Here is a 24676-nt window from a genome sequence, read left to right on the forward strand (position 1 = left end):
CGGTCGTCCTTGATGCAATGGTCATGGTCAGCGCGCCTTCACGCCGAACTGGCTTGTGAACGAAATCAGCAGCCGGGGATCGGGCCTTTCGGCCAGGAAGCCGCCGCGGTTGAGCGGGACGGCCAGCGCGACGTCGAGCCGCGCGCGGTCGCCCCACGCGACCCGCATCCCGCCGCCGGCCGAATAGAGTTTTTGCGGGTTGAGGCCGTTGAAGGCGCTGTCCTTGTTCCACACCCATGCGGCGTCGAAGAAGGCGAAGGGCTGGAAGGCGAAGGCCTTGCGGTTCGCGGGGACGAACGAGCCGTAGCGCGCCTCGGCCGAGACCGCGACGCCCTTGTCGCCGATGATCGTGCCGGGGTCGAATCCCCGCCCGACTGTGAAGTTGCCGCCCGAAAACTCCTCATAGGCGACGAGCGGATCGCTCGCCCATTGCGCGCGCGGTGCGAGCGACAGCGTGAACAATTTTGTCGGGCGCCACTCGGCCTGCGCCTGCGCGCGAACCAGAAAGGCGTCAGGTTTCGCCTCGATGCGCGTCAGGGGCACCGCGCCGGGCAGGAAACAGGCCGCGCCGCCGGGACCGCAATCGTCGCTCGCGCCGAGGAAGCTGACGCCCTGCCTGGCCTCGACCGAGGCGCCGAGCGACCAGTGGGGCTCGGACGGGCTGTAGCCGCGCTTGCCCGCGACCGAGGCGGGATCGATCCAGATGCCGTCGGCGCGCAGGTTGAAGACGCGAATGCGATCGCGGTTCAGCGGCGTGCCGCCCAGTTTGATGTCCTGATCGATGATGTCGAGCCCGCCGCCGAGCGTGATGCGCTGCGCCTGCGTGAGCACCAGCGGATAGGAGGCGAACAGGCTGACGATCTGGGTGTTCGACCTGATGTTGAAGCCGGTGATGTCGGGGCGCGTCCACGCATAGGTGTAGCTGGCGCCGAAACGCAGCCCTTCGCCGCCGACGCGGAATTCGTGCGCGAGTTGCAGCACCTTCTGCTCGTCGAAATCGGGGGTCGAATAGAAGCTGACCGTCGTCATGTCGCCCATGCCGGTCAGGCCGGTGAAGCGCGCGCGGTTGATGCTGCCCCAACGGCCGACATCGCGCGATCCGTAATTCTGGGTGCTGCCGTCGATCAGGATCGGGGTCCGCGTGACGGTGACTTCGCCGACGACTTCGCCGGGCGCGGCGCCGGGGCGCAGCGTCAGCCGCGCGTCCATTCCGGGAATATCGCGCGCGAGCAGGAGATAGCGTTCGGCATCGACGATGTTGAACACCGGTTGGTCATCGAGCCGCGACAGATAGCGCTGGAGCAGGCCTTCGTTGGCGCCTGCGTCGCCGCGCACCTCGACCCGCGTCAATCGCGCCGACAATATATCGAGCTTGACGATGCCGTCGCTGATCGTTTGCGGCGGCACGCGGACCGCAGCCAGATAGCCTTTCGCGCGCAGCATCGTCGCGGCGCGGTCACGAATGTCGCAGACGACCGAGACGGGCTGGTCCTGCCCGACCTTGTCTCGCCAGCTGGCGTCGAGCATCGACGTATCGATCCCCTCGACCTCGGAAAACCGGACGCTGCGCACGGTGACGCGGACATTGGCGAATTCGGGGCTGGCGAGCGGGCAGGGCGCGCGTTCGATGTTGTCGTCGGCGGTGACCACCTGTTCGCCCGGGGGACTGGCGGGGGGCAGGGTCGGGCGCTGAATTTCCTCACGCGTCGGGACCGATGGAGCGATTTGCGCCTGCGCCGCGAAAGATGCCGACAGCGCCGCCAGGCCCGCCGAACAGATCAGCGCCCTGCGACCCGTGCGCCGCGCGGCCCGCGCGACACCGACGGACTCCATTACCCCCAAATCGGTCATCACCACCCCTTGCGTACATATGCGCCGGCGGCTGCCGGTACGCACAAATTCATAAGGCTCTGCCGTCGGTTCGGCAGTGCGAATTTTCGACCCAAGGAAAGGACTTACCGCTTTTTGCGGCTGCTTTTGATCCAATTGTTACCAGATGGTCCGGAACGGTTCAATGCCAAGGCGATTCCGTTAACCACCCGCTGTCTCGGTTTCCGACATCGCGTCGACGAGGCGGTTGAGCTGCGGCGTGCAGCCCTTTGCCATCAGCATGTCGACCGATCCCTCGACGGTGTCGGGCACGGGGCCCATCGCCGTGAACCGAACGGTCACCGGGCTCCGCAGACCGCCACCCGACAGGCGATAGTCGACCCCATATTGCACCGGCAGCGTGTCGGTCGGCCATTTGCGGAAGTTGGCGCCGTCGACGATGGCGACTGTCGCCTTTTTGCCGCCGCTTTCGATTTCGAGCGCGGTGTCGCCTTCCATGTTCGGGCGCCAAAGCATCAGCGTCGCCGGATCGACGACGCAGAAGGTGCCCGCCTCGCGATAATCGAGCAGCCAGACGTTCGGCGCGCGGACGTTGACCGGCGCAGCCTCTTCGCCGCCGCGGGAAAACCCGCCGCGCGAACGCATCGTCGGGCCGGTCGAAAGCATCCGCGTCACCGTCGCTCCCATCGACTGGTTCGCCTGGATCGTCGCGGTGGCGCCATAGGTGCCGGGCCCCGACAATGTGCGCGTCTTGCCCGCCTGCATCAGCACGACCTTGTCGCCCGAGACGAGGGTGATCTTGTCGGTCGATTTGAGCTTCGTCCCGCTCGGATATTTTCCGGCAGATGGTCCGGTCGAGCGGACGACCATCGACTGCGCGGAGGCGACGCCGGCGACGGCGATCGCAGCGATCGCGGCGGCAGCGGTCAGGCCGATTCGGCGCATCGAGAAGTCAGGAAAGGACATAGCTTTCTCCTTTTTGGGTCTCGTTCAGACGTTCTATCAGGAACATTATGGCTGGATCCTGACCGAATTCGTCGGCCAGTGCTGTGGCGCAGGTCACATAGGCCTTTTTATTGCCCGCGGCGTGCGCCTCGACCAGCGCCGCGATGCGGGCGCGCTGTTCCGCGGAAAGATCGGGACGCGGCGTCAGCACGTCGACCGGCTGCGCCCGCCCGCGCAACGTCACGCGCCCCATCGGGACCAGATCGTCGCGCGCCGCGCCCGCCGCGGCCTCGGAGGAGATCAGCACCCGTGTCTTGAGGCTCTTGTTCGCCGATTCAAGCCGCGAGGCGGTGTTCATGCTGTCGCCGAGCGCGGTGTACTGGATGCGGTCCTCGCCGCCGAAATTGCCGACGATCGCGTCGCCGACGTGCAGTCCGACGCGGGTCATGCCGATCGGCGGCACGTCCTCGCTTGCCAGATCCTTGCGGAACTGTTCGCCCACCGCATGCATCGCGATCGCCGCTTTCGCGGCCTGCGGGCCGTCGTCGGGGCGGCTGATCGGCGCGCCCCAGAAGGCGACGATCGCGTCGCCGACGAACTTGTCGATCGTCCCGCCATGGTCGAGCACGACGTCGGACAGCCGGTCGAGATATTCGTTGAGCAGCCGCGCGACGGTTTCCGGGGTCACCGCGTGGCTGAGCTTGGTGAAGCCTTCGAGGTCGGTGAACACGCAATAGATGTTGCGCCGCTCGCCGTGCAGCGAGAGCTGATCGGGGTCGCGCATGATCTGCGCTGCGACGTCGGCGGGCAGATATTTGCCGAGCGCCGACTGGGCAAAGGCGCGCTGGCGCGACCCGATCGTGCGCGCGGCCGTGCCGACCGCGGCATAGCCGAGCAGCCAGCCCATCGCCCAGCCGAAGGCGGGAAGGGTGGTCGTGTCGACGCCATGCCCCTGCAGCCAGAAGGGAAAGGCGACGAAGAAGGCCATTTGCCCGAGAAAGGCCAGCGCCACCCAGCGCGCGCGCAGGTCGATCAGGCTGGTGAGGCCGCCCGCGAGCACGACGAGCACGGCGAGCGCCCACAGCGACGGGCCCGGCAGCGGGCGCGGCCAATCCCGATCGAGCTGCTGCGCCAGCATATGGGCGTGCACCTCCAGCCCGATCATCGTTTCATGCTGGCCGGTGATCGGGTCGGTGAAGCGGCTGAGCGGCGTATTGAACTGGTCGTTGTCGATGATGTTGCCGCCGATCAGCACATAGCGGCCCCGGATCATCTCCGAAAAGGCCGCACGCGTCTCCGCATCCATCGGCGCGGCGAAGGCGTCGATCGGGATCTTGGAGAAAACGGGCTCCTCCGCACCTTTGGTCACGCGGGCGGGGACGAGGAAGCGGATATTGCCCTGATAGTTGGCGTGCGCCGGATCGACCGGCGCGAGCGCGTTGGCCATCAGCGGCGGCAGATTCTTCGGCCGGTCGGGCCAGTTGCGGATCACGCCGTCGCTGTCGGTGCGGAACAGCACGCTCGTCGGCTTCGTCCGGGCGGTGGTGACCTCGGCCAGATAGGCTTCGAGATATTTCTGCTGTTCATAGAAGATGGTGTTCGGGTTGCTCGCCTGCTCGGCATAGGCGAGCCAGGTCGGCGTCTTCATCGCGCGAAGCTGCGCCTTGAGCAGCGGGTCGTCGGGACGCGGCGAATCGAAGACGATATCGATGCCGATCGCCTTCGGCCCCATCTGGTCGAGATTGGCGAGCGCATTGGCTAGGTAGGTGCGGTCGAGCGGCGAGCGGATGCCGGTGTTGAACAGCGTCTCGTCGTCATAGGTGACCATGACGATGCGCTGGTCCTGTGCGACATGCGGCGCCATTACCATCGCGCGCGCATCGTACAGCGCGCGCTCGGCGTCGCCGACGAGCGGCATATCCCAGCTGAAGCGCGCGAACAGGGTGGCGACGATCAGGAACAGGATCGTCGCGGCCATACGCGACGGGCCGAGCTGCATGACCAGTCGGCGGATGCGCTTGCGCAGTGATATGGTCGTGGGCGGCGCCTGGGGCGCTGCCGCGTCGATCGTCGTGGTCGCCATCAATTCAGCGGGCTGCGCGGCCCGCAGTCCCCCCATGTTGTGCCGTCGTCGAAGGCGTGTCGTGCAACAGCGCCTGTCCGCCGTCGCCGATGATCGCGAAGCCCGCCCAATAATAGGGATGCGAGGTCTGCCTGTCGTCCATCAGCTTCGTCTGCGTCGCCCACAGCGCATCGGCGACGCTTTCCCCCTGCGGCGCCGCGAACAGCCCGCCGATCAGACGCTTGGTCGCGTCGAAATCGTCGGGCGCCGGCCAGTGGCTGGCAATCACCGAACGGCCGCCCGCGCCGATGAAGCTGCGCACCAGCCCGTCCAGCGCGTTGCCACCGCCGCTCGCGACACCCGCCTCGCGCGTCGCGGCGACTGTCGCGGCGCCCGCCGTGTCGCACGCCGAGAGGATGACAAGGTCGGCATTGATCCTGAGATCGAAGATTTCCTGGAAGGTCAGCAGCCCGTCCGAATCCTGGTCGCCGAACGAGGTGACGAGCGCGGGCCGCGCCGGGCATGACGGACGCGGCGCGGTGACGAGGCCGTGGGTCGCGAAATGGATGATGCGATAATCGCCAAGGTCGCCGCGGTTCTTGACCGCCGTATCGGTGAAGGCGCCGCCGGTGAGCAGGGTCGCGGCGTCGCGGTTCATCGTCCGCGTCGCGGTGACCAGCTCGTCGGCCGAAATCGGACGGCTCCACTGGGTGACGTCCCACTGGCAGCTGTCGTCGACGCCGCCCGCGATGCCGCCGCGCGTTCCGGTCGAGGGCAGGATGCCGCCCTTGACCGGCAGATTTTCGCCGAGCCCGAAATATTCGCGCGCCGCGCTCGACGGCGGCGCCTGCCTGGCGTTGCGGAAGGCCAGCGCCGACACCGCCGTGCTTGGCCGCGTCGTCCGCCCCAGCCACGCGATTCCACGCATGTCGAAGGCATCGGCATTGGGATCGGCGACGCGCTGCTCATATTCGGCAAGCCCCTGGTCCGACGTGATGAGCAGGTTGATCGGCAAGCGCAGCATCGCGCCATCGGGTTCGAAGATCAGGTGCGGGATCGACGGCAGCCGGTCGGCGGCAGGCGCGAAAAGCCGAGTATAGAGCTTGCGCGCGGTTGCGGCGTCGAAAGGATAGGTGACGCGCTTGCCATTCTCGACGATCGAGATCGTCGAGCGGATCGTGTCGACGGCGTTTTCGAGACCCTGCGCGCCGATATCGCTCTTCCAGAGCAGCGCGCTGTCGGGACCGATCAGCATCGCATAAACCGCATCGCCGACGACGAGCATCTTGAGATAGGCTTCGTCGGGGCGCAGCACCTGCTGCAGTTCGGCGAGGTCGAGCTTGCCCGGCGCGACGACGCGATATTGCGGAAACGCCGACAGCTTCGCGATCGTTTCCGCCTGCTGGAACGACAGATTGTCGAGCTGGGTCTTGAGGTCGGCGCGCAGCGCGTTGATCTCGGGCGTCGCGGGCATTTGCCCGAGCCGCGCGTCCTCGATCCGTGCGCGTTCGATGTCGCGATTGAGCGTCGTCGCCTGCCGGAAGAGGCGCGCGCCGTCGCTGCTGCCGCTCGACAGTTCGCGCGCCAGTACCGCCTGCGTGTCCGCGACGCCTGGGCGGACCTGAAGCTGGCTGGCGACAAAGAAGTCGCTTGCGGCCTTGGGATCGGTTGCGGCGCGGGCGGCGAGCAGCCGGTAATAGGGCGCCATCATGTTCGCCATGCCCGTCGTCGAACGCTGCGACCCGGCGAGCGCGGTCACGACACCCTGATAGATTCCGAGCGCCTTGTCGTCCTGACCGTGCCGCGTGAGGAAAGCGGCATAGCGCGCCTGCGCCGAGGCGAGCGCGTTGGTTTCGGGATATTCGACCGCGAGTGCGTTGATCGATTCCTGGAAGCGGGCGTCGGCGGCGGCATTGTCGCCCAGCGCTTCCTCGGCAAGCGCGAGTTCGCCGAGCATCTGCGAGCGCAGCCGGATGATCGAGGTGACGCGGCCTTCGCGCACCGCGATCGCGTCGGTCAGCCCCTTGAGCTGCGCGCTCTTCGCTGCCCCGGGATTGCCGCGCAGCCGTTCGACGGTGCCGAGCAGGTGGGTCGCCTGTGCATCGATGATCTGCGCGCGCTCGACAGGGGTCAGCCGCTCGCGGTCGCTCGCCTGGCGTACCGTGCGGGCGTTCGCGCCGCTGTTGATCCCCGCCGCGATCTCCGGCGTCAGCGTGACCGCGCCGTCCTCGACCTTCACCGCGTCGGTCAGCGGCGGGATCGGCGTCTGCAGGATGGCGGCCGCACCGTCATAGTCGCGCTGGTTGAGCGCATGGATCGCGCGGAAGTTGCGGCGGAGGCGAAGCTGGACCGGGTCGCTGGTCGGGATCGCCTCGACCTCGCCGAACAGCCGGTCGGCCTCGGCAAATTCGCCGAGGTTCGAGCGCTGGAGCGCGCGGTTGAGCGTGAATTCGGTCGGATCGATGTCGGCCGCGGCCTGATCGTCCAGCGCGCGCCGCGACAGCGCCTCGAAGAATTCGGCGGCCTCGGCGTAGTCGCCGCTGTGATTGCGGCGGTACCCTTCGGCCAGCGCCTTGTCGACGTCGATCGTTCCGGCGAGGGTGCGGGCGAAGCCGTCGTTACCGCCGACCGAGGTGGTCGCGACCTTGATCTGGCCGGGGACGACGCGTTTCTCGCGGATCGAGGCGAGCGCGATCCTGAGCGCGTCGTCATAGGCGCTAAAGCCTTCGACGGCGTAGGCGGTGTTGCCGTCGGCCTCGACGCGCGTCGTCCAGCCGATGGCGCTGTCCTTCACCGTGCAGGCGTCGCCGACGCAGCTAATCGTGCCCGAGCGACCGGCGTCGATCCGCGCGCGCGCTTCCCCGGGGGTCGCGCGCAGCATCCGGACATAGCCGACGGGCTGGCTGGCGTCGCGGCAGACGATCAACCACGCGCGGTCGAACATGCCCTTGATCACCGAATCGCGAACGGTGGCCTGCACCTCGCAGAGCGAGCCGCCCTGGTCGCCGATCGAAAAACTATCGCGCAGCGTCGGGTCGCCGGCCTGCGCCAGCGCCGAGCCCGGCGCCGTTAGAGCCAGCGCCGCGACCAGCGACAGAAATTGCGGACGTCGAGCGGTCATCACCAAATCCCCCAAACCCAAGCCTGAAGGCGCCGTGCCCGCGATATCGGCGGCAAGGCGCAGTCTTTAACGCTGCGGTACGACCCATCCCGTCGGCGCGGACCCTAAACCCATCATCCGAAAAAGGGAAGTGATCTGCGGCACAGCGCCTTGCGCGCTTTGGCACAGCCACCTATCTGGACGCTGAAACCCCAAATTTCCGGTGAGGACAAAGATGAGCGCATTCGACGATCGTGAACGGGCATTCGAGGCGAAGTTCGCCCGCGACCAGGAAGTGCAGTTCCGCATCATCGCGCGCCGCAACCGCCTGGTCGGCGAATGGGCAGCCGAGCGCATGGGGCTGACGCCGGAAGAGACCGACGCCTATGCCAAGGCGGTCGTGCAGGCCGATTTCGAGGAAGCGGGCGACGAGGACGTCATCCGCAAGCTGGCGGGCGACCTGACCGCGGCGGGCGTCGAGATCAGCGATGCGGAAATCCGCGCGGTGCTCAACGACAAGACCGCCGAGGCGCGCCGCCAGTTCATGGACAGCCAGAACTGAGGCGGCCGTCATGGGTATGCGCGAGGATGATCTGAAGGCGATGATCGAGGCGGCGTTTCCCGATGCCATGGTCTCGATCACCGATCTGGCAGGCGACAACGACCATTATGCGGCGCATGTCGTCAGCGAATCCTTTCGCGGACTGACCCGCGTTGCCCAGCACAAGGCGGTCTATGCCGCGCTCGGCGGGCGCATGGGCGGCGAACTTCATGCCTTGCAATTGACCACCGGCGTTCCTTCATAGGGGCGAGACGCAATTCCTTTTTCGGCGCGACGCGCCACCGGAGACATTCAAATGAGCGATCCCGCCGTCCACGACCGTATTTCAAAACTGGTCGCCGATCATCCCGTGCTGCTGTTCATGAAGGGCACGCCGCTGTTCCCCCAGTGCGGCTTTTCCTCGCGCGCGATCGCGATGCTCGACCGTCTCGGTATCGAATATGACACCGTCGATGTGCTGCAGGACATGGAGATCCGCCAGGGAATCAAGGAATTCTCGGACTGGCCGACGATCCCCCAGCTTTATGTGAAGGGCGAATTCGTCGGCGGTTCCGACATCATGATGGAGATGTGGGAAGCAGGCGAGCTTCATCAGTTGATGGACGGTGTTCCGACGCGGGCGGAATAGGTCCGGTCGAAATGCGATGGTTGCAGGGGCGGCCTTGGGCCGCCCTTTTCTTGTACGCCCTGTCTGTCTTGGGGTGGGGAGCGGCCCTTCAAATCCTCCCCGCAAGCGGGGAGGATCTTATGGCCACGTCCGGTCGTTGCCGGTCATGGAAGCCAAATATCATCTTTCACCCGAAACCCGCCGCTTCCTGCATGTCCTCGACCGCATCGAGCGACGCAGCGATCGCGGCCCATACCGCCGCCAGTTCGTCCGGTGCGATACAATAGGGGGGCATGAGGTACACCGAATTGCCGAGCGGACGGAGGAGGACACCCCGGTCGCGGTAGAAGGCGATCAGGCGTGGGTTGAGGTTCGAAAGATAGCCTCCGTCGGACACGACGATGTCGAGCGCCGCGATGGTGCCGAGGCGGCGGGGATTGGCGATCCGCGGGTCGTGCGACAACATAGCGAGGTGCGCAGCTTGCGCATCGGCGAGGGTGTCGATCCGCTGTTGAACGGGTTCGTCGCGCCAGATTTCGAGGTTCGCGTTCGCCGCCGCGCAGGCGATCGGGTTCGCGGTGTAGCTGCTCGAATGATAGAAGGTTCTGGCGCGGTCGGTCGAATAGTGCGCCTGATAGATCGGCTCGATGCAGAGCGTCACCGCGAGCGGCATCGCGCCGCCGGTCAGACCCTTCGACAGGCAGACGATATCGGGGATCACACCCGCAGAATCGCAGGCGAAGCGCGTGCCGGTGCGGCCCCAGCCGGTCATGACCTCGTCGGCGATGAACAGGACGCCGTGGCGGGCGCAGATCGCGCGCATTTCGGCGAGCACCCATGCGGGATAGATGAGCATCCCGCCCGCGCCAAGGATCAAAGGCTCGACGATGAAGGCGGCGGGCGCGCTGCCCGTTTCGCGGCCTGCGCACGCCGCTTCGAGCGCGTCGAGCGTCGCTTGCTCCATCCCTTCGCGCGGGAAGGGGATGGTGCCGACGTCGAACAGCAAAGGTTGCCAGGCGCGGTTGTAAACGCCGCGTTCGCCGACCGACATCGTGCCGATCGTGTCGCCGTGATAGCTATGCTCGAGGACGAGGATGCGGCTGCGCGGCTCGCCGATGTGGAACCAATAGCCGAGCGCCATCTTGAGCGCGACCTCGACGCTGGTCGAACCCGAGTCCGAGAAGAAGACGCGCGTGAGCGGATCGGGGGTGATGCGGATCAGCTCGGCGGCGAGCGTCTCGGCGGGCGCGTGCGTCCAGCCCGCGAAGATGAGCTGGTCGAGCCTTTCGGTCTGGTCGCGGATCGCGGCCATGATGCGCGGGTGCGCGTGGCCGTGGGTCGTGACCCACCAGGACGAGATGGCGTCAATCCAGCTGTTGCCCTGCGCGTCATACAGGCGAGCGCCTTCGCCGCGCGCGATCAGCGGGATGCGATCGCCGAGGCCGTGCTGGGTGAAGGGGTGCCAGATGGGGGATTGGTGGTCGAGCCTCATAGGGGTGCCTTATATTGCATCGTCATCCCGGCGAAGGCCGGGATCTCAACTTTGCACTCTGACGCGCCGGCGAGATCCCGGCCTTCGCCGGGATGACGAACTATCGGAAGTCGGCGCAATCGAAGTTCGCCTCGAACGCGGCCGCGAGGGTGTCCGGCGTCAGCGGATCGACGATCGGCAGGCGACCGAGGCGGCGCACACCGCCCATCTCGGGGATGATCGCTTCGCTGTCGGGCATGGCCTCGCCGAGAAACGCGATGCCGTGGATGGGGACGCCGCGGCGCTTCAGCGCCTCGATCGTCAGCAGGCTGTGGTTGATCGTCCCGAGGACGGTGCGGGCGCAGACGATCACCGGGATCTGCCAGCGCGCGAAGAGATCGGCGTAGAGCAGATTGCGCGTGACGGGCACCAGCGCGCCGCCTGCGCCTTCGACGATCAGCTCGCCTTCGGGCGGGGTGAGCGCGTCGGGTTCGACGGTGACGCCGTCGATCTCCGCGGCGAGGTGCGGCGAGGCAGGGGTGACGAGGCGGTACGCCTCGGGCCGCACGCGAACCCCGGCGAGACGCGCGACAGCCTGGCTGTCGGTTTCCTCGTCGAGGCCCGACTGGATCGGCTTCCAATAGGGTGTGCCCATCGCGCCCGCGAGTGCGGCCGAAAAGACGGTCTTGCCGATGCCGGTGTCGGTGCCGGTGATGACGAAGCGGGTCATGCCGCGGCCATAGCGGCCGAAAGGCTCTCGGTCATCGCGTCGATTTCGCGTTCGCCCACGTTCAGTGTGATCGCGATGCGCAGCCGCGCGGTGCCGTGCGGGACGGTTGGCGGGCGGATGCCACGGATGTCGAAACCGTCGGCCTGCAGCGCGGCGGCGATCCGCATCGTGCGGGCGTTGTCGCCGATCACGACCGGGATGATCTGGCTGCCACTGGCGGGGAGACCGAGCGCGGCGAGGCGCGCTTCGGTGCGGCGGACCAGGCCGTGGAGGCGGCCCTGCCGTTCGGGCTCGTTCGCGACGATCTCGAGCGCCTGGCGCACGAGCCACGCCATCAGCGGTGAGGGGGCGGTCGAGAAGATGAAGGGGCGGCCGCGGTTGACGATGAAGTCGCGGACGATCGCCGGGGCGCAGACCAGCGCGCCTTCGCAGCCCAGCGCCTTGCCGCAGGTGTGCAGCGCGATCAGATTGTCGCGGCCGGCAAGGTCGTGCGCGAGCCCTTGCCCGGCCGGGCCATAGACGCCCGTCGCATGCGCCTCGTCAACGATCAGCACGCCGTCGTGGCGGTCGGCGACCTCGGCGAGATCGGCGAGCGGTGCGCGGTCGCCATCCATCGAATAAAGGCTTTCGACGGCGATCCACGGCGTGCCGACCCCGCCGCCCGCGCGCCAGCGCCGGATGATGTCGTCGAAGGCCTGCGCGTCATTGTGGCGCGCCTCGACATGCCCGGCGCGGCCGAGCTTCATGCCGTCGTGCGCGCTCGCGTGGATGAGTTCGTCGTGGACTACGAGGTCGCCGCGCTGCGGCAAGGTGGAGAAGATCGCGGCATTGGCCGCGAAACCCGTCGGAAAGAAGAGCGCAGCCTCGCTGCCATAATGGCGCGCGGCGTGCGCTTCGAGCGCTTCATGCTCGTCATGATTGCCGCGCAGTAGGCGCGATCCGCCCGAGCCCGCCGGCAGGCCGCGCTGCAGTCCCTGCGCGACCGCTTCGTTCAGCGCATAGGAGCCCGCGAGGCCGAGATAGTCGTTCGAAGCGAAATCGAGCCCGGTGCGCGGCGCGAGCGCACGGCGGCGATCGTCGGCGGCGAGCGCTTCGAGGTCGGCGCGGTGGGCGGTGAAGATATTCGCCATTTTGCCTCATATGTCCGAGACGGTGGTCGTCAGCGGCCGTTTCGATCCTCCCCGTGGCGGAGCCATGGGGAGGTGGCAGCCCGCAGGGCTGACGGAGGGGCTGGTAGCGTACCTTTGCTGGCCGCTCCACCACGTCCTTCGGACGCGGTCCCCCTCCCCATGGCTGCGCCACGGGGAGGATTCCGATCAGTTCTTCGACTTGTCGACGAGCTGGTTCTTCGCGATCCAGGGCATCATCGCGCGGAGCTGTGCGCCGGTCTGTTCGATCGGATGCGCGGCGGCGGCTTTGCGGCTGGCCTTCAGCTCGGGCTGGCCGGCCTGGTTGTCGAGCACGAAGTCCTTCACGAAGCGGCCCGACTGGATGTCGGCGAGGACACGCTTCATTTCCTTCTTCGTTTCTTCGGTGATGATGCGCGGGCCGGTCTTGATGTCGCCATATTCGGCGGTGTTCGAGATCGAATAGCGCATGTTCGCGATGCCGCCTTCATAGAGGAGGTCGACGATCAGCTTGGTTTCGTGGAGGCATTCGAAATAGGCCATTTCGGGGGCGTAGCCCGCCTCGACCAGCGTTTCGAAACCGGCCTGGATCAGGTGGGTGATCCCGCCGCAGAGCACAGCCTGTTCGCCGAAGAGGTCGGTTTCGCACTCTTCCTTGAAGGTCGTCTCGATGATGCCGCTGCGACCGCCGCCGACCGCCGAGGCGTAGGAGAGGGCGAGCGCCTTGGCGTGGCCGTTGCCGCTGTTGCCGTTCGCTTCCTGCGCGACCGCGATCAGGCAGGGGACGCCGCCGCCCTTCTGATATTCGCTGCGCACCGTGTGGCCGGGCCCCTTGGGCGCGACCATGAAGACGTCGATGTCGGGGCGCGCCTCGATCAGGCCGAAGTGGATGTTGAGGCCGTGCGCGAAAGCGAGGGCGGCGCCGGGCTTCATGTTCGGGCCGATGTCGTCGGCGTAGATCTTGGCCTGATGCTCGTCGGGGGCGGCGATCATGATGACATCGGCCCATTCGGCGGCTTCCTTGTTCGTCATGACCTTGAAGCCCGCCGCTTCGGCTTTCTTCGCGGTCGCCGAACCGGGGCGGAGCGCGATCGCGACCTCCTTCACGCCGCTGTCGCGCATGTTCTGCGCGTGCGCGTGGCCCTGGCTGCCATAGCCGACGACGGCGACCTTCTTGCCCTTGATCAGATCCTGGTCGGCGTCGCGATCGTAATAAACCTGCATGTCATTCTTCCCCATAGTGTGTCCCCGCGAAGGCGGGGACCCATTTGACGTTGACTGGACCCCCGCCTTCGCGGGGGAGCACGAAAGTGAAACTAGAGCGCCTCCGACCCGCGGCCGATGGCGACGACGCCGGTGCGGCCGACCTCGACCAGCCCGCATTCGCGCATCAGCGCGATGAAGCGGTCGACCTTGTCGCTCGTTCCGGTGATTTCGAAAATGAAGCTCGACAGCGTCGTATCGACGACCTTGGCGCGGAAGACGTCGGCCATGCGCAGCGCTTCGATGCGCTTGTCGCCGGTGCCCGCGACCTTCACCAGCGCGATCTCGCGTTCGACATGCGCGCCCTGGTCGGTGAGGTCGGTGACCTTGTGCACGGGAACGAGCCGGTCGAGTTGGGCGATGATCTGGTCGATCACCGCGGGCGGACCCGAGGTGACGATGGTGATCCGCGACAGCGCATGGTCGGCGCTGATGTCGGCGACGGTCAGGCTCTCGATATTATAGCCGCGCGCCGAGAACAGCCCGGTGATCTTGGCGAGGATGCCCGCCTCGTTGTCGACGGTGACGGCGAGCACATGGCGCTCGCCCGCTTCGGTTTTGATTTTCACAATGCTAACCTTCCCCTCTCCCCTTGCGGGGGTGCGGGGTTGAATTGCCCCCGGCAATTCAAGTTCGTGCCGGGGGCACGAACGACCCCGCGCCGGATGTGAAGACTTGGCAGCTTGCTGCCTAGTCGGAGCTGGGTGAGGGGTATGCGAGCCGCGGGCTCGCGCGGTCCGGCGGACCGCTCCCCCTCTCTAAGACTTGCTAGGCGGCAAGCCGCCAAGCCAAGTCTTGTCTCCCCCGCCAGGGGGGAGAAGATTGAAGTTGCGATCATCACACCAGCGCTTTCGCTTCGTCGTCCATCGTTCCGACGATGTCGTTCGGCTGGAGGATCATGTCGGTATGCGCCGCGCCCGAGGGAATCATCGGGAAGCAGTTGGCAAGCTTCGCAACGCGGCAGTCGACGATCACCGGGCCCGGGGTCTCGATCATCGTCCGGATGCCGTCTTCGAGCTCGCCGAGCGTGTCGATGCGCAGCCCCGTCCAGCCATAGGCGTCGGCGAGTTTCACGAAGTCGGGCAGGCTGTCCGAATAGCTGTTCGAATAGCGGCTTTCATAGGTCAGTTCCTGCCACTGGCGGACCATCCCCATCCATTCGTTGTTGAGGATGAAGATCTTGACCGGCAGGCGGTACTGGCTGACCGTGCCCATTTCCTGGATGTTCATCTGAAGGCTGGCTTCGCCCGCGATGCAGATGACGAGGCGGTTCGGGTGCGCGATCTGCGCCCCGACCGCGGCGGGGAAGCCGTACCCCATCGTGCCGAGCCCGCCCGAGGTGAGCCAGCGGTTGGGGGCCGAGAAGCCGAAATGCTGCGCCGCCCACATCTGGTGCTGGCCGACCTCGGTCGTGATGATCGGGTCGCGGCCGCGCGTCGCGTCGAACAGCGCTTTCACCGCGCGTTGCGGCATGATGTCGGCTTGCGGCTCCTTCGCCTCGGGGAAGTCGAGGCAGCGCGTCGCGCGCCAGCCGTCGATGCGCCGCCACCATTCGCCATAGTCGCGCGCCTTGAGCCCCTTGTCCTGCCACGCCGCGATCAGCGCATCGAGCGCGCGGCCGGCATCGCCGACGACCGCGAGGTCGACGGGGACGATCTTGTTGATCGAGCTGCGGTCGATGTCGATGTGGATCTTCTTCGCCTCGGGCGCGAAGGCGTCGAGGCGGCCGGTGACGCGGTCGTCGAAGCGCGCGCCGACCGCGATGATCAGGTCGGCGCGGTTCATCGCCATGTTCGATTCGAACGTGCCGTGCATCCCGAGCATCCCGAGCCATTTCGGATCGTCGGCAGGAAAGGCGCCAAGGCCCATCAGCGTCGACGTGATCGGGGCGCCGGTCAGCGACACGAACTGGCGCAGCGCCGCACTGGCGTCGGGACCGGCGTTGATGACGCCGCCACCCGTGTAGAAGACCGGGCGCTCGGCCGCGGCGATCAGGTCGATCGCGGCGTCGATCGCATCGGCGTCGGGCTCGACCTGCGGACGGTAGCTTTTGTGCTCGATGATCCCGGGCACCGTGTAGGTGCCGGTCGCGACCTGCACATTCTTCGGAATGTCGATCACGACCGGACCCGGGCGGCCGTGGGTCGCGATATGGAAGGCCTCGTGGATGATGGGCCCGAGCCGGTCGGGGTCCATGACGAGATAATTATGCTTGGTGCAGTGGCGCGTGATACCCACCGTGTCGCATTCCTGGAAGGCGTCGGTGCCGATCAGCGTCGTCGGAACCTGACCCGTCAGCACGACCATCGGGATGCTGTCGAGCAGCGCGTCGGTGATGCCGGTGACGGCATTGGTCGCGCCCGGCCCCGAGGTGACGAGCACGACGCCGGGTTTGCCCGTCGAACGCGCATAGCCTTCGGCCGCGTGGGTTGCGGCTTGTTCGTGGCGGACGAGGATGTGCTTGATCGTCGGGTGTTTGTAGAGCGCGTCGTAAATGGGAAGGACCGCGCCGCCCGGATAGCCGAACACCGTGTCGACCCCGAGGTCGACCAGCGCCTGAACCACCATGTCGGCACCACTCATTTCCGTCACGACGAAACTCCTTTCTCAACGCCTGCAAACCCAGGAATCCGCACATTGTGCGTTGCAGCAGGTCGGCGGGCAATAGGTGTATGATTCTATCCTGTCAACAGCTTATCACGTAATTTAATTGCAATTTTGTTGACATTATAATTGTTTAATGATTCGACATGGCGTGGCCAATCGGCGGGAAATTGATGGCGGAACCACGTATATTGGCGCTTGGCGTATTGGCGGGTCGCCGCCTGCGCCTGTTCGAGCGCGTCGGCGCGGCCGATCTCTCCGCGAAGACAGGCGGCGATCTGGGGGACGCCGATCGCGCGCATGACGGGCAGGGCGGGATCGAGATTGCGGCGCAGCAGCGCCTCGACCTCTCCGATCGCGCCGCGGTCGAACATCGTCGCGAGGCGTTGGTCGCAGCGGTCGCGGAGCCAATCGCGCGGGGGGAGCAGGATCAGCGGGGCGAGCGCGATGGTGCCGGCGATGCCGCCCTCGCGCGCCTCCTGCCATGCCGCCAGCGTCCGGCCGGTCGAACGGACAACCTCGAGCGCGCGGGCGACGCGGGTGGTGTCGGCAGGATTGAGGCGCGCCGCGGCTTCGGGATCGGCTTTGGCCAGCGCGGCATGGGCCTCAACCACGGGAAGCGCGCGCACGGCATCGCGGATTTCGGGGTCGATCTTGGGCACCGGCGCAATCCCGTAAAGCAGGGTGCGCAGATAAAGTCCCGTACCGCCCACGAGAATCGGAACCTTCCCGGCGGCATGGGCGTGGGAAATGACGCCGCGCGCCTCGTCGGACCAGCGCGCGGCATTATGCGCTTGCGAGCCGTCGATATGGCCGAAAAGATGGTGGGGCACGCCCTCCATCTCCTCGCGCGACGGACGCGCCGAAAGGATGGCGAGGTCGGCATAGACCTGGCTCGCGTCGGCATTGACGACCAGCGCGTCGGTGCCCGTCCCGCTCAGGGATGTCGCGAGCGCTACCGCCAAAGCGCTCTTGCCGCTCGCGGTTGGTCCGGCGATAAGCGCGACGGGCGGCAGGCCCGCGCGAACGAAAGAGACAGAAGGAGAAGCCATGTTCGTAGCCACGCTGATAGCAGCCGGAAAGCTGACCGACGAGGTGGTTCGCGAAGCGATCGACCGGCTCGATATGACGGGGCACGACGTGGGGGCGCCGCACTGGCTCGACGAGCATGACGCGGCCGATATATATTTCCAGGGCAGCCTGGTCAGTGCGCGGAGCGAGCTGGCGAAGATGGACCATGGCGCGCTCGACGTGGTCGTGCAGCCGATGGGCGACCGCGCCAAGAAGCTGATCATCGCCGACATGGATTCGACGATGATCACGGTCGAATGCATCGACGAACTCGCCGACTATGCCGGATTGAAGGATCAGGTGGCGGCGATCACGAAGCGCGCGATGGCGGGCGAACTCGATTTCCGCGCCGCGCTGGAGGAGCGCGTCGCGCTGCTTGGCGGCATGTCCGAAGGCGTGCTCGCCGAATGCCGGTACGAGCGGGTCAAGCTGACGCGCGGGGCCCGCACGCTGGTCCAGACGATGAAGGCGCATGGCGCGCATTCGGTGCTGGTCACCGGCGGCTTCACGGCCTTTGCCGGGCCGGTCGGCGAGGCGATCGGGTTCGACAAGGTGGTTGCGAACGAACTGGTGATCAAGGACGGAATGCTGACCGGGAAGGTCGCGGAGCCGATCGTCGACAAGGATGCGAAGCTCGCGACGCTGACGGCCGAAGCGGCGAAGCACGGGCTGCCGCTCGCCGAGACGCTGGCGGTCGGCGACGGCGCGAACGACATTCCGATGATCACCAGCGCGGGCCTCGGCATCGGATATCGTCCCCACCCCGCGGCCGAGGAAGCCGCCGACGCGGCGATCCGCCACCATGACCTGACCGCACTGCTGTGGGCGCAGGGTTATCCGCGCCGGAGCTGGGTGCTGGGATAAGAGGCGGCGAGGCCGTTCAGGCCTTTTCGCCGAACAGTTCGCGTTCGGATTCCTCCAGCGCCTCGAAATAGCGGCGGCGCGCGTGGCGTTCGCCGACGACGCCCATGACATGGTCGCGGTCATCGAGCACGGCGAGTTCGTCGGCAGCGGCTTCGTCGAAAAGCGTCAGGATCGACCGTATGTCCATCTCGGGGCGCAGCGCGACGCCGACATGCGTCGCCAGCGCCGCGACCGGTGAGGCGGGATCGAGGTCGGGATGGAAGGCCGCGGCGGTCGGGACGATCCCCCGATAGGCGCCGTCGGCGTCGAGCAGGATCGCCTTCGCGGTCTTGCCGAGCGGCACGGCAGCGCGGAACGCGCCAACCGACATCGCCCGATCCACTGCGACCCAGTCGGTCCGCATGATCCGCCCGGCGGTCATCGTCGTCAGGCGGCCGATATCGCGCGGGCTGCGGATCGTCGAACCGCGCAGGTGCAAGCGCCAGGTCGAGAAGGAATAGCCGAAGATCTCGCGCGTGAGCGCACTCGACACCAGCGTCGCGGCCAGCACCACGCCCATCAGCGCGAAGTCGTGCGTCGTTTCGAGCATCAGCACCGCCAGCGTCATCGGCCCGCCGACGATCGACACGCTGAGCGCCGCCATCCCGACGAGCGCCGCGTCGTTGGGGTCGATCGCTAAGCCCAGCGGGCTGAGATTGACCAGCCCCGCGAAAAGCTGGCCCATCAGCGAACCGAGGAACAGCGAGGCGAAGAACAGCCCGCCGCGAAAGCCGAAGCTGAGCGAGATGACCGATGCCGCGATCTTGAGCAGCAGGACCGAGGTAAGAAAGGTAAGCGCCGGACGCAGCACAAGGTCGAGATGCAGCGCGCCGTGACCCGCCGACAGCGTCTGCGGCGAGAGGAGAGCAAGCGGGATGAGAACAAAGCCGCCGACCACGGGTTTCCACCCGGCGATCCTTTGCCACGCGCCCACGCGAAGCTCGGCGAAGGCCACGACTCGCATCATCCCCATGCCGACGACGGCGCACAGCGCGCCAAGCAGCACGTAGAGGAGATAGTCGGGCAGGGCGAAGCCGCGGGTGGCGGTCGTCGCGATCAGATAGGGTTGTGCACCGAGCAGCCGGGTGACCGATACCGCCGATAGCGACGCCGCCATGACCGGAGCGATCGCAGCAGGGGTATAGTTGCCGATGACGATTTCGAACGCGTAGAAGGCGCCGGTCAGCGGTGCGCCGAAGGCGGCGCCGATCGCGCCGCCCGCACCGGCGCCGACCAGCGTGCGCAGGTCATTGCGGCGCAGCCGGAACCACTGGCCGAGTTGCGACGCGACCCCGCCGCCCATCTGCGCATAGGCCGCCTCCAGACCGACCGATGCCCCGGCGCCGTTGGAGATGACGGTCTGCGAGGCGATGACCAGATTGTCGGCGAAGGGGATGCGCCCGCCGTGGAGGGCGTTGGCCTCGACAACGTCGACCGGCACGCGCCCGCGCCGCCGGAGGCCACGCGCGAACAGGACGAGCAACAGGCCGCCGGCTGGCAGGGCGAGCAGCTTCCACGGATGGTGGATGCTGCCCAGCGCGCTGAGCCGGTTGATGGTGACGCCGTAAAGCAGTTGCTGCAGCCCGTGCGCGATCGCTTGCAGCAAATTGGTAAGTGCGCCGGCTGCAAGCCCGGCGACCGCGGCGAGGAGGATGAACGCGGCCTCGCTTTCGCGCAGGCGGCGGCGCTGGCGTGCGACGGCGAGGATCAGCGAGAATTTGCGCGAACGGGCCACTGAGGTTCCAAGCGCCTGCCGACGATGGAGGTCAAGCCCTTTCGTCGGCAAACGCGCAGGCGAGCCTCCGACGGAATTGCGCAATCGCCTCGCTCGCGGCGCGCCATCGGCCGCATGAGCCAGTAGCGGGCGGTGTCATTCCGGTCGCGGATTCGCATGCGAAGGGTGCAGCGGGGACAAGCGCGGCGGCGATATCCCCGGGGTCAATTGCGCGCGGACGGGCGCGCGCCGGAATGACGCCTATTTGCTCACGACCATGCACGCCTGGCCGCCCTTGCGGACGGTAGCGCAAAGATTTTCCGCATCGCTCTTGCTGGCGAAGCCGCCGGCCTGCAGGCGGGTGACCGTTCCCGCCTTCACATAGCTCGGCTGGCGCGCGGCGACGGCAGGAAATCTCTTCTCGAGCGAGGTCCAGAGGCTGCGGGCGTTGGCTTCGACGCCGAAGGCGCCGAACTGGGCGCGCCACGGGCTCGCGCCATTGTGGACGGTCACCGGCTTTGCCGCCTGCAGGGCCGGCTTGGCCGCTGCGGGGGCCGCCTTCGGCGCCGTCGATGCGATATTGACCGGTTCGCCCCTTGCGACCGCGGCCGCGGTCGTGGCTTCGTTCGCCGCATTGGCTGCTGCGACCGCCGCCGGGGTCGACAGGGCCGGGGCGGGTTTCGACACGGCCGGAGCCGGTTTCGCGGTCGGCGCGATGACCGGCGGCGGGGTGTAGCTGGTACCGGGCGTCGACGCGGGCAGGCTCGCGGTCTTGACCGGCGAAGGTGCAGGCGTTGCCGGTGCCGGGGCGGCCGCGCTTACGGCGGCGAGGCGCGTGCGTGCCTCGTCCTTTTCGATCTGCGGCAGCATCGCGAGCCCCGCCTGCCGCTGCTCGAGCGGGATCAGGCGGTCGAGCTGGGCAAGGCGCGCCGATGCGATCGTCAGGCCCGCGTCGCTCGCGCGCTTGGTGAGCGCATAGGCGCGCGGCCAGTCCTTCGTCGCATAGTCGCCGTTGAACATCGCGGTGCCGAGGACATATTGCGCCCGCGGCTCGCCGCGATCGGCCGATGCCTTGATATAGGGCATCGCCTCGTCGCGCTTGTTCGCGGTGAACAGGATCAGGCCGAGATTGTCCTCGGCCTGCAGATGCCCTTGCTTCGCGGCGCGGCGGTACCAGCTTTCGGCCTGGCCAAGGTCGGCGGGAACGCCCCGGCCGAGCTTGTACGCCTGGCCCAGGTTGAACTGTGCGTCGGCATCGCCGGCGACGGCCAGCGGGCGCCATTCGGCCACCGCCTTTTGATAGTCGCCCGCCTGCCAGGCATCGACGCCGTCCTTGACGTCCGCGAAGGCGGGTATGGCCAGTGCTGCCGCAGCTGCAGCGAGCGGCAGGGCGATGGCGGCGGTGAGTGCTCGCATCCTTATTCTCCAATGACTTGCGCAGCCGGTGGCCGGATCGCAGTCCCCGGAAAGCCCTTTAGGGGTAAAGTGGCTAACACCCCGTTAGCAACGCCTAAGGGCGGCACGAACCTGCCCCGCTTCGGAACAGAATCGACATAACCGCGTGTTTACCATGGAAGCGAGCCAATCGTTTACCGTCTTTTTATCATCGTTAACTCAATTTTAGCGCCCTGCATGGCATCCAACCGCCTGATTTTGGTTTTCCAGGGGGATAGCTGTGCGCGTTTTGGCATTGGCTTCACAAAAGGGAGGGTCGGGTAAAACCACCCTGTCGGGGCATCTCGCGGTGCAGGCGCAGCTTGCCGGCGCCGGGCCCGTCGTTCTCATCGATATCGACCCCCAGGGCTCGCTCGCCGATTGGTGGAACGAACGCGAAACCGACCTTCCGGCCTTTGCCCAGACCACGGTAGCGCGGCTGGCCTCCGACCTTGAAATCCTGCGCCAGCAGGGTTTCAAGCTCGCCGTCATCGACACGCCGCCGGCGATCACCATGGCGATCCAGAGCGTGATTTCGGTCGCCGAACTGATCGTCGTTCCGACGCGCCCCAGCCCGCACGACCTGCGCGCTGTCGGGGCCACCGTCGACCTTTGCGAACGCGCAGGCAAGCCGCTGGTGTTCGTCGTCAACGCGGCGACGCCCAAGGCGAAGATCACCAGCGAGGCCGCGGTCGCGCTGTCGCAGCACGGCACCGTCGCGCCGGTCACCTTGCACCACCGCACCGACTATGCCGCGTCGATGATCGACGGGCGCACGGTGATGGAGGTCGATCCGAACGGGCGATCGGCCGAAGAGATCCGGCAGCTGTGGACCTATATCAACGACCGGCTGGAAAAGAATTTCCGCCGCACCGTCTTCTCGACCCCGATGCCCGCGCAGCCGGGTTACGGGACCGTTCGTCCGATGGGTGGCGGCTTCGGCCGCCGCATCGCCGGCCAGTGACGGGAGACATCGGAACCATGGGCGAACCCAAACCTCTCGCTTCGCTGAGCGCCGGACTTCTTGCCCGCAAGGGTGGAGCGCGCCCCGCCATGCGCCGCCAGCCGCTGGGCAGCGGACCGATGCCGATCGGCCAAGGTTATGACGACCTTGGCTGGAATGACATGGGCTATGACGTCGATCCGGACCAGAATGCCGCCGAATCGGCGCGCATGGTCGACCTGAAGCCTCTGCTTGCCGGGTCGGTGCTCGAACATAATGCAGCCGCCGAACATGCGGTCGATGCGGCGCCGGGCCACGCCCTGACGCCGGGCGTGGGGCCCGACCTCGCCGACGCGTTGTCCGACTCGTACCAGCCCGAGGCCGTCGAGTTGCCGCAGGTCGTGCTCCAGCAGGAATCGCTGATCGATCGCGTCGCCGCCGTCGCCCGCAAGGTCGAGGCGCGCCCCGAGCCGAGCGCGAGGAAGGAACGCGCGCCGCGCGCCCAGCGCGCCCGCGAAAAGGCGGCCTTCACGCTGCGCCTCGATGCCGAGCGTCACCTTCGTCTGCGCCTTGCGAGCGCGGTGACGAACCGCTCTTCGCAGGTGATCCTGACCGATTTGCTCGACGAATATCTGTCGTCGCTGCCCGAGATCGACGCGATGGCCAGCCGCCTGCCGGCGGCGCGCCCGACGCGCCGGAAAATGCCGTAGACGTACCAAGGGGGACCTTCCATGAAGCGCAAATTGTTGGTGAACCTGGCCGTTTCGGGCTTTGTTCTGAGCGTCGCCACGGGATGCAGCGGCATGGGGAAGATGGCCGAAGCGGCGCCACAATCGCCCGGCACCTCGGCGTCGGCCGCCAAGTCGGCCGAAAAGGCGCGCGAAGCGCTCGAAGCCGGCAAGGCGAGCAAGGCGGTGACGATGGCGGAAGCCGCCGTCGCCGGCGCGCCGCGCGACGCGAGCTATCGCGCGCTGCTCGGCCAGGCCTATCTCAACGACGGGCGTTTCGCGTCGGCGACCAGCGCGCTTTCCGACGCGATGGAACTGGGCGCGAAGGACAGCAACACGGTTATCGCGCTGACGCTGGCGCATATCGCGCAGGGCAAGAATGGCGAAGCCGCCGATCTGCTCAAGCGCAATTTCGACGCCATTCCGGCGTCGGACCTGGGGCTTGCGCTGGCGCTGGCGGGCGATCCCAACTCGGCGATCTATGTGCTGACCGAAGCGGCGCGCGCCAAGGATGCCGACGCCCGCACGCGCCAGAATCTTGCGCTGGCTTTCGCGCTGTCGGGGCGTTGGGCGCAGGCGCGCGTTCTTGCCGCGCAGGATCTGTCGCTCGACAAGGTCGAGGGCCGCATGGCCGAATGGTCCAAGCTCGCCGAGCAGCCCGATGCGCGGATGCGGGTCGCGAGCCTGATCGGCGCCACGGTTCGCGCCGATGCCGGTATGCCCGTGCGCCTGGCGCTGAGCAACTTCACCGATACGCAGATGGCCGCCGCCGACGCGCCGGTCGAACTCGCGAGCGCCGACCCGGCGCCCGTCGCCACCTATGCGCCGCCGCCGCCCGCCGCCGAGCCATCCGCGCCCGCCGCGATCCTCGCATCGGCCGAACCGGCGATCCGCACGGTCGAACTGCCGATGCCGAAACGCGACGAAAATGGCGTCGTGCCGGTCACCGAACTGCCGCAGCCGCAGGCTACACCCAAAGCCGCAGAGGTCATCATGGCCGACGCGAAGCCATATCGTGCCGCGCCGCGCGTCGCTGGCGAACAGGGGCGTATCCGCCCCGCACAGAAGCAGGCGCTCGACCTTGCGACGAGAATCCTGCCGCGGGCGATGGCGTTCGATGCCAAGAAGCCCTCGGGTTGGGCCGTCCAGCTTGGTGCCTACGACACGCTCGGCATCGCAAAGGAAAAGTGGACGACGCTGAAAAAGCGCACGGCCATGCTCGCCGGTTATCAGGCCTCGAGCCATTCGGCCGTCGTGGATGGGCGCACCTTCTATCGCCTGACGGTCAACGGCATGGCGACGCGCGCCGATGCATCGAAGCTCTGCGGCGAACTCAAGGCGAAGGGGCAGACCTGCTTCGTGCGCCAGATGGGTGGAGCCGAATCGATCCAGTGGGCGTCGGCGCCTGGCGCAAAGCCGGTGCGTCTGGCCTCGCGCTGACCATTATTGGGGCGCCTTCTGCGATGCGGAAGGCCTAGGGGGAGGGGCGCGGCTGCGGGGCTGCGCCCCCTTTCCTTGGGGTCATGCCGACCGTTGCCCGGCGGCGAGCTCAATCAATGAAAAAAGGCCGCCGCCGGCATCT

20 protein-coding genes are annotated in these 24676 nt (G+C 67.1%); 7 read left to right on the forward strand and 13 right to left on the reverse strand.

Annotation, left to right across the window (positions count from 1 at the left end; all coding sequences use genetic code 11):
- Positions 1–27 precede the first annotated feature (27 nt).
- The 4 genes from J1N50_RS15520 to J1N50_RS15535 all read right to left on the reverse strand — a co-directional run bounded on the left by J1N50_RS15520 (position 28) and on the right by J1N50_RS15535 (position 7958).
- Entirely contained in the window at positions 28–1851 is a 1824-nt protein-coding gene (locus tag J1N50_RS15520) for a ShlB/FhaC/HecB family hemolysin secretion/activation protein (protein ID WP_246553606.1), read from the reverse strand.
- A 180-nt stretch (positions 1852–2031) separates the two neighbouring features.
- Positions 2032–2796 (reverse strand): hypothetical protein, encoded by a 765-nt coding sequence (locus J1N50_RS15525; protein ID WP_215355328.1) that lies wholly within the window; start codon positions 2794–2796, stop codon positions 2032–2034.
- Positions 2783–4858: a CHASE2 domain-containing protein gene (locus J1N50_RS15530; RefSeq protein ID WP_246553622.1), complete on the reverse strand. Its 2076-nt coding sequence runs from the start codon at positions 4856–4858 to the stop codon at positions 2783–2785. Before J1N50_RS15530 ends, J1N50_RS15525 begins: the two co-directional genes overlap by 14 nt.
- Positions 4859–4862: 4 nt before the next feature.
- The gene (locus J1N50_RS15535) at positions 4863–7958 is read right to left on the reverse strand and encodes a CHAT domain-containing protein (protein ID WP_215355332.1); all 3096 of its coding nucleotides are present in this window, start codon (positions 7956–7958) and stop codon (positions 4863–4865) included.
- Between the two features lie 214 nt (positions 7959–8172).
- Between J1N50_RS15535 and J1N50_RS15540 the strand changes: the two genes are divergently transcribed.
- Genes J1N50_RS15540 through grxD form a run of 3 tightly spaced genes read left to right on the forward strand, consistent with a single transcriptional unit; the run spans position 8173 to position 9127 of the window.
- The gene (locus tag J1N50_RS15540) at positions 8173–8499 is read left to right on the forward strand and encodes a DUF1476 domain-containing protein (protein WP_215355334.1); all 327 of its coding nucleotides are present in this window, start codon (positions 8173–8175) and stop codon (positions 8497–8499) included.
- Positions 8500–8509: 10 nt separating this feature from the next.
- Positions 8510–8743, forward strand: coding sequence for a BolA/IbaG family iron-sulfur metabolism protein (locus tag J1N50_RS15545; RefSeq protein ID WP_215355336.1), 234 nt, complete (start codon positions 8510–8512; stop codon positions 8741–8743).
- A 51-nt stretch (positions 8744–8794) separates the two neighbouring features.
- Complete coding sequence (grxD, locus tag J1N50_RS15550) at positions 8795–9127, forward strand: Grx4 family monothiol glutaredoxin (RefSeq protein ID WP_215355338.1); 333 nt, start codon at positions 8795–8797, stop codon at positions 9125–9127.
- Between the two features lie 166 nt (positions 9128–9293).
- Here the strand turns inward: grxD and J1N50_RS15555 are convergent, their stop codons facing one another.
- From J1N50_RS15555 to miaA, 7 genes are all read right to left on the reverse strand, one after another.
- A complete protein-coding gene (locus J1N50_RS15555) occupies positions 9294–10598 on the reverse strand; it encodes an adenosylmethionine--8-amino-7-oxononanoate transaminase (protein ID WP_215355341.1) in 1305 nt (434 codons plus the stop codon).
- Between the two features lie 100 nt (positions 10599–10698).
- Positions 10699–11307, reverse strand: coding sequence for a dethiobiotin synthase (bioD, locus tag J1N50_RS15560; protein WP_215355342.1), 609 nt, complete (start codon positions 11305–11307; stop codon positions 10699–10701).
- Positions 11304–12437 carry an 8-amino-7-oxononanoate synthase gene (locus J1N50_RS15565; protein ID WP_215355344.1) on the reverse strand — a complete coding sequence of 378 codons (1134 nt, stop codon included), beginning with the start codon at positions 12435–12437 and terminating at the stop codon, positions 11304–11306. Before J1N50_RS15565 ends, bioD begins: the two co-directional genes overlap by 4 nt.
- Positions 12438–12623: 186 nt before the next feature.
- Positions 12624–13658, reverse strand: coding sequence for a ketol-acid reductoisomerase (gene ilvC, locus J1N50_RS15570; protein ID WP_215355346.1), 1035 nt, complete (start codon positions 13656–13658; stop codon positions 12624–12626).
- 92 nt (positions 13659–13750) lie between these two features.
- Positions 13751–14266, reverse strand: coding sequence for an acetolactate synthase small subunit (gene ilvN / locus J1N50_RS15575; protein WP_215355348.1), 516 nt, complete (start codon positions 14264–14266; stop codon positions 13751–13753).
- A 268-nt stretch (positions 14267–14534) separates the two neighbouring features.
- Positions 14535–16289 carry a biosynthetic-type acetolactate synthase large subunit gene (gene ilvB / locus J1N50_RS15580; protein ID WP_215355351.1) on the reverse strand — a complete coding sequence of 585 codons (1755 nt, stop codon included), beginning with the start codon at positions 16287–16289 and terminating at the stop codon, positions 14535–14537.
- Positions 16290–16375: 86 nt separating this feature from the next.
- The gene (gene miaA / locus J1N50_RS15585) at positions 16376–17353 is read right to left on the reverse strand and encodes a tRNA (adenosine(37)-N6)-dimethylallyltransferase MiaA (RefSeq protein WP_215355353.1); all 978 of its coding nucleotides are present in this window, start codon (positions 17351–17353) and stop codon (positions 16376–16378) included.
- Between miaA and serB the strand changes: the two genes are divergently transcribed.
- A complete protein-coding gene (serB, locus tag J1N50_RS15590; RefSeq protein WP_215355355.1) occupies positions 17352–18236 on the forward strand; it encodes a phosphoserine phosphatase SerB in 885 nt (294 codons plus the stop codon). The two genes, miaA and serB, sit on opposite strands and share 2 nt — an antisense overlap.
- 16 nt (positions 18237–18252) lie before the next feature.
- Here serB and J1N50_RS15595 read toward each other — a convergent pair whose 3' ends face one another.
- Together J1N50_RS15595 and J1N50_RS15600 are read right to left on the reverse strand one after the other, a co-directional pair.
- Complete coding sequence (locus J1N50_RS15595) at positions 18253–20010, reverse strand: chloride channel protein (RefSeq protein ID WP_215355357.1); 1758 nt, start codon at positions 20008–20010, stop codon at positions 18253–18255.
- A gap of 240 nt (positions 20011–20250) precedes the next feature.
- Positions 20251–21405, reverse strand: coding sequence for an SPOR domain-containing protein (locus tag J1N50_RS15600; RefSeq protein WP_215355359.1), 1155 nt, complete (start codon positions 21403–21405; stop codon positions 20251–20253).
- Positions 21406–21664: 259 nt separating this feature from the next.
- On the opposite strand from J1N50_RS15600, the gene J1N50_RS15605 reads away from it, so the two are divergent.
- The 3 genes from J1N50_RS15605 to J1N50_RS15615 are packed head-to-tail and all read left to right on the forward strand — an operon-like array spanning position 21665 to position 24534.
- On the forward strand, positions 21665–22387 hold the full coding sequence (locus J1N50_RS15605; protein WP_058457522.1) for a ParA family protein: 723 nt from the start codon (positions 21665–21667) through the stop codon (positions 22385–22387).
- A 17-nt stretch (positions 22388–22404) separates the two neighbouring features.
- Complete coding sequence (locus J1N50_RS15610; RefSeq protein ID WP_215355362.1) at positions 22405–23076, forward strand: hypothetical protein; 672 nt, start codon at positions 22405–22407, stop codon at positions 23074–23076.
- A gap of 21 nt (positions 23077–23097) precedes the next feature.
- On the forward strand, positions 23098–24534 hold the full coding sequence (locus J1N50_RS15615; protein ID WP_215355364.1) for an SPOR domain-containing protein: 1437 nt from the start codon (positions 23098–23100) through the stop codon (positions 24532–24534).
- Positions 24535–24676 lie beyond the last annotated feature (142 nt).

This window comes from Sphingopyxis soli (assembly GCF_018682675.1).
In the GTDB taxonomy this organism is placed as follows: domain Bacteria; phylum Pseudomonadota; class Alphaproteobacteria; order Sphingomonadales; family Sphingomonadaceae; genus Sphingopyxis; species Sphingopyxis soli.

What these genes read in the sequence shown, in the direction of transcription:
- J1N50_RS15520 (WP_246553606.1), bottom strand. Translation starts at nt 1,851, where the DNA reads ATGACCGATTTGGGGGTAATGGAGTCCGTCGGTGTCGCGCGGGCCGCG.
- J1N50_RS15525 (WP_215355328.1), bottom strand. Translation starts at nt 2,796, where the DNA reads ATGTCCTTTCCTGACTTCTCGATGCGCCGAATCGGCCTGACCGCTGCC.
- J1N50_RS15530 (WP_246553622.1), bottom strand. Translation starts at nt 4,858, where the DNA reads ATGGCGACCACGACGATCGACGCGGCAGCGCCCCAGGCGCCGCCCACG.
- J1N50_RS15535 (WP_215355332.1), bottom strand. Translation starts at nt 7,958, where the DNA reads ATGACCGCTCGACGTCCGCAATTTCTGTCGCTGGTCGCGGCGCTGGCT.
- J1N50_RS15540 (WP_215355334.1), top strand. Translation starts at nt 8,173, where the DNA reads ATGAGCGCATTCGACGATCGTGAACGGGCATTCGAGGCGAAGTTCGCC.
- J1N50_RS15545 (WP_215355336.1), top strand. Translation starts at nt 8,510, where the DNA reads ATGGGTATGCGCGAGGATGATCTGAAGGCGATGATCGAGGCGGCGTTT.
- grxD (WP_215355338.1), top strand. Translation starts at nt 8,795, where the DNA reads ATGAGCGATCCCGCCGTCCACGACCGTATTTCAAAACTGGTCGCCGAT.
- J1N50_RS15555 (WP_215355341.1), bottom strand. Translation starts at nt 10,598, where the DNA reads ATGAGGCTCGACCACCAATCCCCCATCTGGCACCCCTTCACCCAGCAC.
- bioD (WP_215355342.1), bottom strand. Translation starts at nt 11,307, where the DNA reads ATGACCCGCTTCGTCATCACCGGCACCGACACCGGCATCGGCAAGACC.
- J1N50_RS15565 (WP_215355344.1), bottom strand. Translation starts at nt 12,437, where the DNA reads ATGGCGAATATCTTCACCGCCCACCGCGCCGACCTCGAAGCGCTCGCC.
- ilvC (WP_215355346.1), bottom strand. Translation starts at nt 13,658, where the DNA reads ATGCAGGTTTATTACGATCGCGACGCCGACCAGGATCTGATCAAGGGC.
- serB (WP_215355355.1), top strand. Translation starts at nt 17,352, where the DNA reads ATGTTCGTAGCCACGCTGATAGCAGCCGGAAAGCTGACCGACGAGGTG.
- miaA (WP_215355353.1), bottom strand. Translation starts at nt 17,353, where the DNA reads ATGGCTTCTCCTTCTGTCTCTTTCGTTCGCGCGGGCCTGCCGCCCGTC.
- J1N50_RS15600 (WP_215355359.1), bottom strand. Translation starts at nt 21,405, where the DNA reads ATGCGAGCACTCACCGCCGCCATCGCCCTGCCGCTCGCTGCAGCTGCG.
- J1N50_RS15610 (WP_215355362.1), top strand. Translation starts at nt 22,405, where the DNA reads ATGGGCGAACCCAAACCTCTCGCTTCGCTGAGCGCCGGACTTCTTGCC.
- J1N50_RS15615 (WP_215355364.1), top strand. Translation starts at nt 23,098, where the DNA reads ATGAAGCGCAAATTGTTGGTGAACCTGGCCGTTTCGGGCTTTGTTCTG.